The sequence below is a fragment of the Cohnella pontilimi genome, assembly GCF_005049045.1.
GTDB lineage: Bacteria > Bacillota > Bacilli > Paenibacillales > Paenibacillaceae > Cohnella > Cohnella pontilimi.
This window is the reverse complement of record NZ_SUPK01000003.1, coordinates 67076-81179: the sequence shown is the minus strand read 5'-3', so window position 1 is coordinate 81179 and position 14104 is coordinate 67076. Positions and strand designations below refer to the sequence as shown.

14 protein-coding genes are annotated in these 14104 nt (G+C 62.0%); all 14 read left to right on the top strand.

The window, feature by feature from the left end; translation table 11 throughout:
• Genes E5161_RS07205 through E5161_RS07140 form a run of 14 tightly spaced genes read left to right on the top strand, consistent with a single transcriptional unit; the run spans position 1 to position 14009 of the window.
• A complete protein-coding gene (locus E5161_RS07205) occupies positions 1 to 855 on the top strand; it encodes a hypothetical protein (protein ID WP_136777052.1) in 855 nt (284 codons plus the stop codon).
• Positions 836 to 1939 carry a hypothetical protein gene (locus E5161_RS07200; protein WP_136777051.1) on the top strand — a complete coding sequence of 368 codons (1104 nt, stop codon included), beginning with the start codon at positions 836 to 838 and terminating at the stop codon, positions 1937 to 1939. The genes E5161_RS07205 and E5161_RS07200 overlap by 20 nt, the downstream gene beginning before the upstream one ends.
• A 3-nt stretch (positions 1940 to 1942) precedes the next feature.
• Positions 1943 to 2569: a DNA circularization N-terminal domain-containing protein gene (locus E5161_RS07195; RefSeq protein ID WP_136777050.1), complete on the top strand. Its 627-nt coding sequence runs from the start codon at positions 1943 to 1945 to the stop codon at positions 2567 to 2569.
• A 22-nt stretch (positions 2570 to 2591) separates the two neighbouring features.
• On the top strand, positions 2592 to 3179 hold the full coding sequence (locus E5161_RS07190) for a hypothetical protein (protein WP_136777049.1): 588 nt from the start codon (positions 2592 to 2594) through the stop codon (positions 3177 to 3179).
• Between the two features lie 12 nt (positions 3180 to 3191).
• On the top strand, positions 3192 to 4151 hold the full coding sequence (locus E5161_RS07185; protein WP_136777048.1) for a hypothetical protein: 960 nt from the start codon (positions 3192 to 3194) through the stop codon (positions 4149 to 4151).
• A 3-nt stretch (positions 4152 to 4154) separates the two neighbouring features.
• Positions 4155 to 4853 carry a phage baseplate assembly protein V gene (locus E5161_RS07180; RefSeq protein WP_136777047.1) on the top strand — a complete coding sequence of 233 codons (699 nt, stop codon included), beginning with the start codon at positions 4155 to 4157 and terminating at the stop codon, positions 4851 to 4853.
• 35 nt (positions 4854 to 4888) lie between these two features.
• Complete coding sequence (locus E5161_RS07175) at positions 4889 to 5275, top strand: PAAR domain-containing protein (RefSeq protein ID WP_136777046.1); 387 nt, start codon at positions 4889 to 4891, stop codon at positions 5273 to 5275.
• Positions 5276 to 5309: 34 nt separating this feature from the next.
• Complete coding sequence (locus E5161_RS07170) at positions 5310 to 5771, top strand: GPW/gp25 family protein (RefSeq protein WP_136777045.1); 462 nt, start codon at positions 5310 to 5312, stop codon at positions 5769 to 5771.
• Entirely contained in the window at positions 5752 to 7296 is a 1545-nt protein-coding gene (locus E5161_RS07165; RefSeq protein WP_136777044.1) for a baseplate J/gp47 family protein, read from the top strand. Before E5161_RS07170 ends, E5161_RS07165 begins: the two co-directional genes overlap by 20 nt.
• The gene (locus E5161_RS07160; protein WP_136777043.1) at positions 7293 to 9227 is read left to right on the top strand and encodes a hypothetical protein; all 1935 of its coding nucleotides are present in this window, start codon (positions 7293 to 7295) and stop codon (positions 9225 to 9227) included. The genes E5161_RS07165 and E5161_RS07160 overlap by 4 nt, the downstream gene beginning before the upstream one ends.
• A 15-nt stretch (positions 9228 to 9242) precedes the next feature.
• A complete protein-coding gene (locus tag E5161_RS07155; RefSeq protein ID WP_211246704.1) occupies positions 9243 to 9719 on the top strand; it encodes a hypothetical protein in 477 nt (158 codons plus the stop codon).
• Between the two features lie 33 nt (positions 9720 to 9752).
• Positions 9753 to 11114 (top strand): hypothetical protein, encoded by a 1362-nt coding sequence (locus tag E5161_RS07150; RefSeq protein ID WP_136777041.1) that lies wholly within the window; start codon positions 9753 to 9755, stop codon positions 11112 to 11114.
• A complete protein-coding gene (locus E5161_RS07145) occupies positions 11111 to 12229 on the top strand; it encodes a hypothetical protein (protein ID WP_136777040.1) in 1119 nt (372 codons plus the stop codon). Before E5161_RS07150 ends, E5161_RS07145 begins: the two co-directional genes overlap by 4 nt.
• A 22-nt stretch (positions 12230 to 12251) precedes the next feature.
• Positions 12252 to 14009 (top strand): hypothetical protein, encoded by a 1758-nt coding sequence (locus E5161_RS07140; protein WP_136777039.1) that lies wholly within the window; start codon positions 12252 to 12254, stop codon positions 14007 to 14009.
• Positions 14010 to 14104: the final 95 nt, after the last annotated feature.

The following is a 14104-nucleotide window of genomic DNA, read 5'->3' as shown; positions in this document are numbered from 1 at the left end:
ATGCGGCAGTTCGAAAATGATGCGCCGGTTCTCTCCCGGACCGAGGTGGAAGCGGACGGCCGAATCTTCATCGTCGAGGCTCCACGATGGACGGAATGGCAGGCGGCGTTGGATCGGGCTTCTTCGGACCGGCAAGGACCGGCGGATCCGCGGCTTCTGCTCGAGGAATGCTTGTTGGTCTGCGTGCGCGCGGCTGAGGGCAGTGCGATTACCCGCAAGGACCTTCGAGAGCTGCCTGCCCCGGATGGCGACAAGCTGTTGGCTGCTGCGCTGGCGATGATCGCCGGGCAGCGGGAGGCGCTTCGGCTGTCTGTGGAGCCGTGTGGCCGGGGGACGAAGATCCGAGCGGACGGAATGAGGCTTCTGCTCAAGCCGTGGACGTTCGGGGAGCGGAACGACGCGCTGCGCAGATCGCTGCAGCTGCAAGAAGGCCGGGTCCGGCTGGATCTCGGCCTGTACGAGAAACTCATGATTGCCGCCTGCGTCACGTGGGAAGATGGCGGAGAAGGCGCAGATCCGGCGGAATGGCCGGTTCCCCTCGGAGAGACCGTCATGCGCGAGCTGGACCGGTTGAACGGGGTCGACCCCGATTACGAGGATACGGCGGCGGCTTGCCTGCGGTCGGGCATCGACCATCCTGACTTGGCTATGATCCGGCTGTGCCGCGCTTTCCGCTGGAGTCCGGAGCAGATCGAGCCGATGAACGCCCGGATGGGCGAGAGCTTGCTGGCCGGCTTGCGGGTATTGGAACGCCAAGCCGCGGCGGCTGCTCATTCGGAAGGCACAGGCGTCAATAGCCTGCCGTCATCGTCGTCGGATACGGGGGTGACACGGATTGTTATCCTCGAAGAATGAATTTCCGCATTTGGGCGAGGAGCTGCGGCGGTTTTTCGAATGGACGATGCCGAGTGCGGAGGAACGAAGGCTTAAGGCGGTTCGGCTGCTCGGGCGCGGCGGAACGCGGAACCAGGAGGAGCACGGACCCGACGTCGAGCCGCAGCCGCTTGAGCTTGCGGTCGAACTGGAGCCGCCGGCTTCGAACGGGCCGGTCGAGAAGCTGGTTGAAACCGCCGGAAGGAGAGCGCGGCGAAGCGAGCGCATCGTCCGCGGTCACGTCGGTTCGGCGAGGCGGGTTGGCGGTCACGGCGAGACGTTGCCCGCGGACATGAATCCGGGATACGGCTTCCTCCGGTCCCCGGTTGCCGAGCGAGAGCAGGTTAGGTCAGCGATGGACGGGACGCTGCTCGCGGAAACGACGGGTGCGGACGGTTTTAAGGCAGACCTTCCCTCGTCGCGTGATGGGCAGGCGACCGGCAGGGAAGGCGCTTGGACGAATAGCGCGGTCCCGGGAGCGGGAGCTGCCTTTGCGGCACAGTCGTTGGCGGCGATGAGCCGTCATTCGGACCCGCGCGTATTCACGGCGCCCGCTCGTGAGGAAGGCGCTCCTCGGTTATCCGGACTGCCGGGACGGATCGAAAGCTTTACGACGCAACCGGCTGCGCCGTTCGGACCGACATCCGCGTATTTACGCGAGCTCGCCGGTCACGATGATCGGCGGCCTTCGTTAGGGGCGCAGGCTAGTTGGCGGACGCCGAAGGGCGATGGGGAATGGCACGGGCAGGCGAGCCCACCTGCTATCCCTTTTCATCGGTCGGCCGATATCGATAACGAACGGCCGATGTCGCCGCGGAGCGAATCCCGGCATGAGCCCGCCTTGAACGTCTCGATTCCGGACGCGGCCTTCCTGTCGGAAGGGCAAGCGGCATGGTCCACCTCCTCGGCAGCGTACGATGCCGATGGCCGAATGCGATCGGCGGTGCCGGAGCGATCCGGACCGGGCTTATCGGACCTGCTGGAGGAGACGCGGCTGCGCGAGTTGCTCGCGGACATCCTGCGGACTGATGCGTTAAGACACGGCTTGGTGCTGAAGGAGCGGTAAGCGATGGCGGAAGCGGTTGTAATCGGCGATCTGGAGCTCGATCTCGTGACCGGCATCGTCATCGACGAGAGCCGCAAGCTCGTCGTTCATGGCTGGCCTGGAGAAGACGGCGACCTCGTGCAGGATATGGGGATGGCTGCCGCCCGCATTCGCTTGACCGGCGTCGCGGTGGGCGAAGAAGCCGACGGCCGGCTCGAGCAGCTGCGCATGGCCATGCAGTCCGGCGAGCCGCAGGATTTCGCGGCCAGCGCGGCGGTCGCCTCGAACATCGAGCAGGTGATGGTCGTTGCGCTCCGGGTGCTCCAGCCTCCGGGCCGCGTCCACTATTACGAGTACCAGCTGGAGCTTATTCGTTACGTGCCGCCCCCGCCGCCGATTTCGGGCTTCGACGCCGGAGCGCTGGAGGACATCGCTTCGGCGGTCGACGCCGCGGCATCAGCAGCCATGGGAGAAGCGGCGGCGCTTCTAGGCACGCTCGAAGGGGCGGCCGCCGCCATCGAGCAAGGAATGGACGCCGTCAAGGACGCGGCCGCCTTGGCGGAGAATGCCTTGGAATTGGCCCAAGGCCTGAAAGGACTCGAAGAATTGTTAAGCGCTGCCGGCAGCGTCATTAAAGCGTACACCGGCTAAAACAAAAGGAGGAGTTATTAATATGGCAGATCGTACGGCGACGAAAAACGCACTCCCGGACAAGCTGAAGGATGTAAACGCGGCTCTTGTGCATATGAACGAGGTTATCACGGGCGGCGCATTCGACGAGAACCAAATCTGGGGAAGCAACGCGGTGGCAGATATTCCAGGCTATATGAGAGGTCTGACAGTCTACGCCGATCTGAAAACGACGATCGGTGCACTTCTCAAAGACGTGCCGACCGGTGCGGTCTCGCAAGCGATCACAACCGCAATGACTGGGTTGGAGAAAGTCCTCCAGGAAATTCAGAAGCAGGCCGACGAACTCGGCGTGCAGTCCCGGCTCGACGCGTTCAAGCGCTTGAACGGCGCCCATTCGTCAGATCCCGCCTATGACTTTCAGCCTGCGGCTGCCGGCAACTTCGGGTTTATCCCTGCGATCGCCGGCGTCGTCGGGGCCGTTACGGGATCCACGCCCCAGACGGACGAGATCATGGGACCCCTGAATAAAATCGCCGATCTTGCCGCACTTGGAGAGGGTATCGTGGACTTCACGGCTTTCGCGGCAGCATCGATCGAATTGCTCGGAAGAACCTTGAAAACGGTTTAAAGGAAGTGCGAGATGCGCCCGATCGTACACGTCAGGAGCTTGGCCGGGCTTCCGGGCGCTCCGCCGTTGCCGCTCTCGTACCTCAGGATGTGCCGTTCCGCGGCCTGGCCGGCCGGCCAAGCCGAATTGGAATGCTCGTCCGCTGCGGAACCGCCCGCCGCAGGCGATAAGGTGCTGATCGAAGGCGGCTCCGGCGCGGGACCGGTCCGCCGGCTTTTTACCGGGCGGGTGCTGCGTTCGCGGCAATGGCCGGATGGGACCCGGCTGATCGTCGAAGAAGCGACGGGGCCGCTCACGCGGCTGCGGATCGACGAGTCGATCGCGTCCGGCAACGCACGGCAAGCGATAACCGAGCTTTGTAAAAAAGCGGGGGTCGAGGCTTCCGTGGAAGGTCCCGGTGCCTTGCTGCCGTCTTACGCCATGATGAGCAATCAGAGCGCGATGGACCACATTCTCCGTCTGGCGCGGATGTCGGGCATGATGGCGGGCACGGATGTCGAAGGCAAGCTTCGCGTGAGGATGCCGCTGCCGGTGCCCGGCGGCGTCATCCTCCGTCCCCAGGATTCCGTCATCGGATTCCGCGCGGACGACGATCCGGATGAGCCGGCCGGCGGGGCGGTGTCCGGCGACGGCGCGCTCGGCCTGCGCGGCAGCGACGCGCATTCGTGGGTGCTTCAATCCTTGTCGGGGATCACGGCAGGCGACGCCAAGCCGCCCGTGCACATGCCCGGGATCAAGACGGCGGCGGACGCGGCCCAAGCTTTTGCCTACGAGAAGATGCGGCTGGCAGAAGCCCGGAAGCGGCGGACGTTGACGATAGCCGCTGCTCCCCCGGCTGATCTCGGGGAAGTCATTCTCCTCTCCGGTTTCGGCGAGGGGGACGGCCCGGCGAGGGTCGTCGGCGTCGAGCTGCGATGGGGCGCCGCGACAGGCCTGGTATCCAGGCTTGATCTTCACGGAATCGGAGGGTAAGCGGTGTCGGACATCGTAGGCTTGCTTCGGGAACTGATTCGCGACGAGTTGGCGCGGCAGATCCCGAGCCATATTGGGGTCGTGGAAGCCGTCAAAGGGCATTCCGGTCCCTCGGACAACGAAAATTACGGCTGCGACGTTCGTCTGCGCGGGCGCGACCTGGTGCTGACTGGGGTTCCGATCGGAACCGATCATCTGGGCACGGTCGCGCCTCCGGCCATCGGCGACGTCGTGCTGGTGCACTTCGCCGGCGGCGATCCCGATCAGCCGATCGTGGGCGGCCGCCTTTATAGCGACGCGCTGCGTCCGCCTTCGTACGAGCAAGGCCAATTGATCACCTTCCTCCCGCCCGATGCCGGGGAATCCGACCGGATCGAGGTTGCGGCCAAAGGCGGCAAGAACGGCTCCCGGTACTGGACGGTCCGGCTGCCTTCCGATGTGACGCTGACGGTGACCGACAAAAAGGTGGAAGCAACCGTCGGTCCGCTATCCCTGACGATCGATTCCGACGCGGGGGAAGCGACGCTCAAGACGTCCGGCGCGACGATCGCGGCCACGGACGGCGGAGACGTCACGGTCAATGGAAACGGCAACCTGTCCTTTTCCGCCTCGGGCAACGTGGAGATCAAGGCCGGCGGCACGCTGAAGCTGAACGCCAATGGCATCGCCGAATTGAAAGGTTCGCTCGTGAACCTGAACTGACATCTGCGAGCGAATTCGGAAAGGAGAGAAGGAAGATGGGAATGCCGGCCGCCAAGCAAAACGATCAAGTCGCGGCTACCGACACCCATATCGTGCTCATTCCTCCTTTCAGCACGCCCTTGCCTCTGCCGCACCCTTTCATGGGCATGCTGACCGGCGGGCTGTCGGGTAACGTCAACATCGGGGGGGTGCCCGCGGCGATGCTGGGCTCGACGGCGGACAACATGCCCCCGCACATCCCGCAAGGCGGGCCTTTTCAGAAGCCCCCTGCCAACAAAGGACGAATCATGGCAGGCAGCGGCTCGGTGTTCATCAACGGGATGCCTGCCGCCAGGCAAGGCGATACCGCGTTGACGTGCAACGATCCGGCGGATCTTCCGGTCGGGACCGTCATTGCCGCCGGCACTGTGATGATCGGATAACCGTCAATACCATAGGGACATTTGAGGTGTGAAAATGGACAGAACGGGCTTCGGCACCGACATACAGCTCTCACACCGCCTGACGCTGGGAAGCGCGCTCTACGTGCAGCCGCACGGGGGTGACTTCGGAACCGTTGCCGAACTAGACAACTTGGAGCAGGCGCTATGGATGAGACTCGGCGTTCCGATGGGCGACTTGACCCATCTCGGCCATCCGGATTACGGCAGCAGGCTTCATCTGCTCATCGGAAGGCTGGCGACGCCCGAGACGATCGCCTTGGCGCGGGCTTATATTCGGGAAGCATTGCGCCGGGAGCCCCGCGTCGCCGAAGTGAGCCGCCTCGAGATTGAGGCCGATCCCACGGCTCCCGGCACGCTGATGATCGCGATTTCCGTTCGGCCGGCAGGTCAGAACGATCCGATCGCGATGTCCGCGAATTTCGCCCTTGATCCGGGGCAGACGGAGGCGATACCGGATGCAGCCGCCTTTAGATAAACGAACGTATGAGACGATCGTAGACGATCTGGTTCGGCGACTGAAGAACGGCGGCGTTCTGACGGACGTGAATCCGGGAAGCGTCGTCCGCACCTTGGCGGAAGCGTTCGCCCTGGAGATGGCGGAAGCATACGCAAGGCTTCAGAAGATTTACGAATGGGGTTATATCGACACGGCAGAGGGCGAAGCGCTGGACCACTTGGTCGCCATTCTAGGGCAGCAACGGATCGAAGGCATGCAAGCGATCGGCGAAGCCGTGTTCGAGCGGGACCCCCGCGTCCGCGGACGCATCGTGATCCCGAAAGACACCGAGCTTCTAATCGAGACGAAGCGCCGCAAAGCATTGACCTACCGAACTTCGCAGAACGCCGAGCTTCAGGCAGGCCAGTCCGTCGTCACCGTTCCGATCGCTTGCGACGTTCCCCCCGGCGAGCCGGTCGAATCCGTGCTGCTGAGCAAGGACGATCTGGAGCAGACGACCCAGATCTCCTCACTCGCGGGCATTGCCTCCGTCGTCATTCCCCGCTCGACGAATCCCCGGGGATACCAGGAGACGGACGCCGACTTGCGCAAGCGGGTAAAAGGATTGATCAACGCGGCTGGCGGAGGGACCTATAAGGCGATTGAGCGGGCGATACTGGCGACAGGCAAAGTGAGCAGCGTCGTTTTCCGCGATTCGAACAGCGCCGGCTTCCCGGTCCTGCATCCCGGGGAACTGGAAGTGGCGGTGGACGTGACGGACGGCGACCTGAGCAACACGGAGACCTACGAAGCCGTCCGGAGCGCGATCGACGCGTCGAAAGGGCCGGGCATCTGGGTCAAGGTTCGGGGAATCTCGGAAACGCCGATGTCGTTCAGCTTGAAGCTGAAGCTGGTGTCGTCCAATATCTCCCCGGAGAAAAGGGAAACGATACGCCGGGCCGTCCAAGATGCCGTCGCCGACGCAGCCGGTACGCTGGCGATCGGCAAGAAGCTGCTGTGGAACCCGATGCTGGCCAAGATGCTGAACATCGACGGGGTGCTCGACATCGCCGAAGGTTCCGAGGTCCGCCTCTTGGAGAACAATGTGTCGACCCCTTATCCGGCGAGGGGCGAAATCCCGAACCGGGACATGAAGGAGCTCGAGAGGCTCGTGCTCGATCGGACCGGGCCGCCTGTGGCCGTCGCCTTCGAAGGAGAATCGACGCTGCTCGTGCGGCTGATCGTCGAGTTTGCCGCGGGAGTGACCGTATCCGATCGGCCGAAAGAGTCCGTCAGGTCGGCTGTATCCCGCGCGATCGAGAACTGGCTGAGGGAGAAAAACGCGGCCGGCGGTAACCGCGAATTGTCCTGGAAAGAGGCGGCCGATGTCGCCCAAGGGGTGCCGGACGGCAATAAAATCCCCCGCGCCGGCATCAAGCTCGAGATCAAGGGCAGCTTCACCGGAGGGGAAGTGACCTTGAAAGACGGGCAGGTGTTCAAACTCGGCCCGGACGACGTACTTCAGCCTGATCCGCAAGGCCCGTCATGGAGGGATCCGACATGACGGATAAGTCGGAAGAACGCGTCTTCCGGAACCTTCCCAGCTCCTACCGCCGGGCGGGCGAAGAGAGTGCGGCATTCATCTTCACCCGGTCTCTGTCGTCTGCGCTTGGCGAATTGGAGCGGACCGCGCTCCAGGTGATGAACTCCCGGTTCCTGGAGCATCTGAACGACCTCGGCGATGCCGAACGGCTTGCCGCTTTGTTCGAGCTGGCGCCGTGGCCGGAAGAAGAGCTCGAGGCCTTTCGCGCCCGCGTCCGGCTGCTCGCCCGCCTCTATCTGCAAGGGGCGGCGACAGCGGGCGGCATGCTGGAGCTATTTGGAGCGGCGTACGGTCTTCATCTGCTCGGGAAGCGGCCGCCGTCCGCAGGCGATCGTTACGCCACGACCGGCGATTATAGCCGAGGGACCTCGGATCAGAAGCCTTGGATTTCCGCCAAGGTCGTCGACCTGCCATTGACGACTCGCTATGTAAACGCGAACGCGCCGGATTATAAGTGGATTGTCGAGAACAACATGTATGGCGAGCTGCCCTCGATCGACGAGAAAGGCCGATATATCGAAGGCACGGGGCCGGACCCGATCATCGATATCAAGGCCGGGAGCCACCCCGTCGTGCTTCCGGTCGTCGTGAATCAAGATTTGCGGCGGCTGGTGCTTGTCAACCGGTTTATTCCCCCCGGGGCTACGCTCCGGGTCGATTTGAATGAATACAAGGTCATGGACTTAGCAGGACCCTCGACTCTGCCGGGGCCTCTTCTCCATGAAGGCCAGCCCGCGCCGAACCTCCTATACGGGACGGGGGGGCTGACCGGGGACGGGGAGGCGGAGCTGCTGAGCGGCGAAGCGGCCAAGCCGTTTCACGTGCTCAAGTGGCATACAGAGCACCGCCGCGATGCTGACATGCCTCAAGTGCCTGGACCTCCCGGCTCGCTGCGCCCCGTACCGGACGACGGCATTCCGTGGCCACCACTGGTGACGATCGGGACTTCGCGCTGGCGACTGATGCGCGGCATAAAGATGGACGGTGTGGCACCGGAACTGGCTGAAGCGTTGGAGCATTCAACACTGCGCGTCATGCCCCAGAACGCGGCATCAGGGCCTGCCGAGCTCACCTTCTGGTGGATCGGCCGCCGTCTGGCCACGTTCACCGTCCAATTCGACGAGAAGCTGCTCTGGGACGCGGAGGGAGCGGACCCGAAGGAGAAGGATCGGCTGAAGCAATGGAAGGACCGCCGCAAAATATGGTTCCGCGAGCAGATCGAACGGCTGAAGCTGGCGGGGGTCCTTTACGTAGACCAAGACGATCTCGGGAAGATGGTCATGCCTTCGCCCCCGAAAGAGCAGTCTCCCAACCTTTCCTTGTGGGAGACGATCCGGCCGGCGGACAAGCTCGAAACAGCCGTGAAAGGCGGAAACCGCAAAGCCGCCTTGTCCGAGACGCTGCTGCCCGTGGATTCGGTTATGATCAAAGTCGGCAAGCCCGTTCTCATGACGGATGCCGTGCGCCTGTCGGATGAGGTTGCGGTGGAAGTAACCGGACCGATCCTGGTCGATCTGGCCGAAAAGCTGTTATTGACCGATGAAGCCGCCATACAGGCCGTGGACGTCGAGATCGAACCTGCCCATCTCGAACTGGCGGAGAAGCTGCTGTTGGCAGATTCCGTTACCGCACAGGTCGTGGACGTCGAGATCGAACCTGCCCATCTCGAGCTGGCGGAAAAGCTGCTGTTGGCGGATTCCGTTACGTCGCAGATCGTGGACGTCGAGATCGAACCCGCCCATCTCGAGCTGGCAGAGAAGCTGCTGCCGAGGGACGAGGTCATGGTGAACGTGACAAATCTCGGGGATGGGAATCCGACAATCGCCGATCCGTTTATCGAAAAGCTGATTTTGCATGACCAGGTCGAACTCGCAATCAAAGACGAAAGATAGAAGGGAGCTGTCGTGATGACGCAAGATGCGATTGGGATTCGAGGCAAAGTGGTGATCGAGGTTTTCGATCCGGGCAACGAGCTCGTCTCGCGCACCGTAGCTTTCAATACCGTGGTCGACGGCGGACGCGCCTTGATCGCCAAGCTGATGTCGGGTGAAGCGAAGGAACCTTCCTTCGCCATCGTCGCCGGCATTAGCGAGAAGGAGAATTCTCCGGATCTGACCGAGCTGTACGAGCCGGACGGAATCGAGCCTCTCAGAGTCGAGCGGGTCAAGTCAGACAGCGGGAACGTCGTGCTGTCGGGAAGTTTCAAGGAGGCGGACAAGGATCGGCAGATCCGGGAGGCGGGGCTGGAGCTCATCTGCCTCGTGGACGGCACGGAATTCAAGACGCTCTACAATCGGGTGCGGCTTAAGGAAGCCACTCCGGTTCGCAAAGGTCAAGTGCTCTCCATGAACTGGATGCTTTCGTTCGCCCAGGCTACGGAATAAGCGCGGCAACGCAGCTGAGAGGAGGCACGGTCGATGAGCGACACGCTGCCGGCCGGGGCGAAAATCCCGGTCTCGTTCCAACCCGGCCAGCCGCTGACCGCCGAGGAGTTGAACCTCGCGCAGACGCAATTGCTGAGCCGTATTTTGAACCATACGCACGCAGGGGACCTGGAAGGGAAGCGAATCGGATCGGAAGCCATTGCCGACAAAGCGGTCAAAGGCATCCACATCGCCCCGAACGCGATCGGCAAAGGCCATCTCGAGTCCGGCTCCGTCGGGGAGAGCGAGATCCGCGGCAAGGAAATCCGGTCCAAGCATTTATCGGAAGATTCCGTAACGACCGCCGCGATCAAGAACGGCAACGTCACGCAGGATAAGCTGTCCGATGAGGTCAAAGCGCTGCTGAACGCGCCGCGAGAAGGACCGACGACTTATTGCTACTGCACCTACGTGGAAGGAAGTCTGGCTTTTCCGGTCGATACGGGCAATTGGTACAAATGGCTGACGGAAGACGTCGCGCCGATCCGCGAATACGGACTGGACGTCAAGCGGCTGCGGGACGACGGGGGATATCAGATCATCGATACGATCAGCACTCCGGTACTTACGAAATCGCAGCCGCTCAAGACGATGTCCTTGAACACGAGGGTCATGGGGACGGCCAGTGCCGGTTCCGTGCCCGAAGAAGGACCGGAAGAGGCGGGAATGGCGAAGATGAGCTTCATGGCGGCCGAAACCAAGAAGGAAGCGGGATTGTCGCAGCTTCAGGCAGGCACGGATATGCCGCTCGCCTTGAATTTCGGGACATCCGCCAATCTGCTCGAGCGCAGCCGCGTCTCGATGGAGATCAATCCCGCCGCGCTGCACGTCGGAGATTTGGCAAAGGACACCATTGTCTTGAATCCGGGTACCGGGGGCAACGTGGCGTTCAACGACAAAAAGGAGCAGATCGTGTTCCAGCCCGGCATCGAACCGAGCGCCGACACGGTCAAGACGATCGATAGAATGCTCTACAACTACGGCATAGAAAACGTCTCCGCCGCCGCCCTCTTGAACGTGGGCAAGGACAAAGTGTTCGATTTTCTCAACAATCCGCATTTGCTTCCGGCGGGCTATTGGACCGGAACGAGCCGCAACGTGGAGTCCGTCATCCGCATGAAGGACGCGAAAGGGCGCCCATGCGTCCGGGTTACGTTCTCCAATCCCTACAGCAGCCCTTCGGTCTACGTCGTCTCGATCACGCCGGAGTCGAGGGACATTCCGAAACCGCTGATCCCGATGGTATTGAATCGCAGTGAGAGCTACGTGGAATTTACTTTCATGACAATGGACAGCAAGCTCGAGGACATAGCGAACTTTAACTTGGTCATCCACGGGGAGTTGGCGGTACCATGATCCGGGCGATGGAGGAGCATTTGCTGGCCTGGATGAAGGGGCAGCTGGATTCGTTGAAGGATCAGTGCGGGCTGTACGGGCCGGTTCGGACTTTCGCGGGCGCCGCGGATCTTCCGGGAGAAGCCGCGCTCGGCGCCGGCGAGGTGGGACTAGCCCTTCGCGCGGAGGGGCTGACTCCGCTTCGGGAAAATCGGGATCTGGGGCCGGCGCCGGTCACGCAAGGGGCTTCGCTGCAGATGGACGTGCGGATGAAGCTTCGCGTGGTCGGCGAGGAGAACGTGCTCGGCGCGGCCGCCGGCCGCGAAGTCGCGCCTTCGGAAGCGCACCTTCATCGGGTGGATCTGGCGGCAATGACCCTGCTCTCCCTGCTTCGCGAACGACCGGGTCCGGCCCCGGATATCGGCGCGATGCCTGCGTTGGTCGATGCGCAGGGACGCCGCCCGGCCGGCGGGACTTCAGCGGCGCAGGGCACCAGGAAAGCGCAGCTGAGCTGGATCTCGGTAGAGCCGGGCGAAGCGGCGATCGAGCCGACGAACGGCCAAGGGCTGCGGCAGTGGGACATTCCGCTTGCGGCCGTCTGCACGTTCCGGCTCAGCCCGGCTGCGTTGAACGGTGGACGCGTATTGCAGATCGAGCATCAGTTGGACGCCGACAACGTACCGGTCCACACGACGACCTACGCTCTGGCGGAATCCCTCCCGCTGGACTATTTTGCCGACTTGTCCGGCCCTGCAGTCGCGGAACTGGGCGAGTACGGCTTATTGGCGCTTGGCGACCTGGAACGGCTCGGCTCAGCAAGGATGGCCGAGATCGCCGCCAAGCTTCGCACCGCCGGGGAAGCCGAGCGGATCAGACTCGTGCAATTAACGGATATGGCGATTTTCCGGAGGAGGGCGGCATCGATCATGATGCCCTATCGGTTGGATCCGGAGCTTTCCGCTTTGCCGGCCAAAGCGCTTCTAACGCCCGAAGCGGCGGAGCAAGCCCTGTTGAACGAGGCGTTGCGCTCCCAGAGCCTGTCCGAGCGAATCGCGATGCTCGCCCTCCCGGTCGCTGCGCTGCTGAAGCCGGAGCGAAGGGAGACAGTGCCTTTCGGAGTGATTATGACGGCATGAACGAAGATCGAGGTGACGGCCGATGGCAGGCAATCAAGCTTCCTCCGTTAAAAAGGATAAATCCGTTCTGGACAACGAACAGCAATACGGGATCATCGAAGGCATCCTCCAAGTTACAGACCCCATTGCGTATTCCCTCGCGCATCAAGAAGAACTATGGAATGATACGCCCAGTCGGGTAACGGCTGCCGATCTGAACCTGGACGCGCCGCAAACCGTATTCCAAGGCATGACCTTAAAGGCGAATTTGCCGTCCGTTCTCACCTTGCAAGGCTCGAGCGACCTGTATTTCAGCTCCTTCTCGGTTGCGGTAACCGCCAGGAAACTGGAAAGGAACATGGCGGAATCTTACTGGGGCTCCGTTCGATCGGGTGATAGCGACAAAGGAGACCAGCAGGTAACGGAGATTCTTCTGCCGTCCTTGACGCCTATCGATGTATTGGCCATTCGAACGGCGAAGAAAGGCCAAACGGCGGTTTTCGAGAAAAAAGAAAACGGGTATTATTCTTCGGAACTCAACGTACCCGCCAATCTGTCCGAAAAGAAAGACTACTTCGGCTATAAGCAGGTCGGCTGGCGAACGGATTCCGTCCGGGTGTCCAAACCGAAGACGGGCAGCATGAAGATGCTGCTCCGGTCCCCAAGCTTGCCTGCCCGCATCGGGATCGCGATCGTGGACGACAGCCCGGTTCAGGTCATTCCGTCGGAAATGACCGAAGACGGAACGGTCGTCTCACGCGATTTGGCGGGCCAGATATACGCCGCATGGCAGCGGGCGAAACCATCGGCTGACGGATTCGTACGCGTCCAGTTGAAATTAACATCCATGACCGACGGCTTGGCGGACATCGAAATCAAAGGCGTCTGGGGCCGATATCAATCGAGTGCACCGATATCTATTCCTCTCAACCCCTTTCATCCGGCACGAGTGCCCGTCCCATGGCCGTTCAAGAAACAAATCGCAGACGTGCGGCTTGCGGTGTCGGGGAAACTGGCTGGCGGCATACGTCGGAATTTGGTAGATGCCCCGGGGGACTTCTGCGTCAGAACGGGAGAAAAGCTGGAGGTCGCCCAGTCTTTCTTGCTTGCCGAAGGACCGGAAATCACGGAATTGCGGCAGGTGTCGGCCGTTTGGCTTTGCTTGCCCTCGGTACCGACAACCGAAGAGAAAATCGAGCTTCGGATCGCGAAGGCCGTCGGTAATCCCTTGGCCCCAAGCGACGAGCTGATCGCCCGGGCGGTAACGGCGCTGCCCGCGGATTCGGCGTCCTATATTCTGAAGGAAGGAGTCTTCTGGTTCCGAGCGGCGTTCGATCCGCCGGCTTACTTGGACGGGGCGCTCATGACGCAGTCGTTGTTCGTCGTCGCTGCAGGACGAGCAGAAGGAACGCTTCTCTGCCACATGGGAGCGGGGGAAAGCGCGGCCGGACGGGTTCCTGCGAGAGCGGGAGAGACGGGAGCATCGCTTTTTCGGAATTTGGCCCGTTCAAGTACATGGGAGCAGCAGAACTTCAATCGTCAAGCATCATTCTGGGTCATGGACCTGGAACTCGTCCCGTTGCCCGAAGAGTACGGCGCGGCCGTGCGGATCTCCCCCAGTCATCAGCCGGGATTGGAGCGGAAGGCTTTCTTCACCGGTCCTGCCGCAACGGCGCCGGATCTGGAATGGCCTCATCTGCCGGTACCTCCGGTCGGGCAGGAATTCGCTTTTGTTGTGACTTCCTCCATGAAAGGCAGTCTTACGGCGGAAGTTAAGCTGTACCATCCCATTAAGCAGTAGTAGTTGTAAACACGAACGAATAGCCGCAGCAAGCATAGAAGGCATCCCCTGAAGCTGGTTACCCCGCTTCAGGGGATGCCTTCTTTTTGAACACC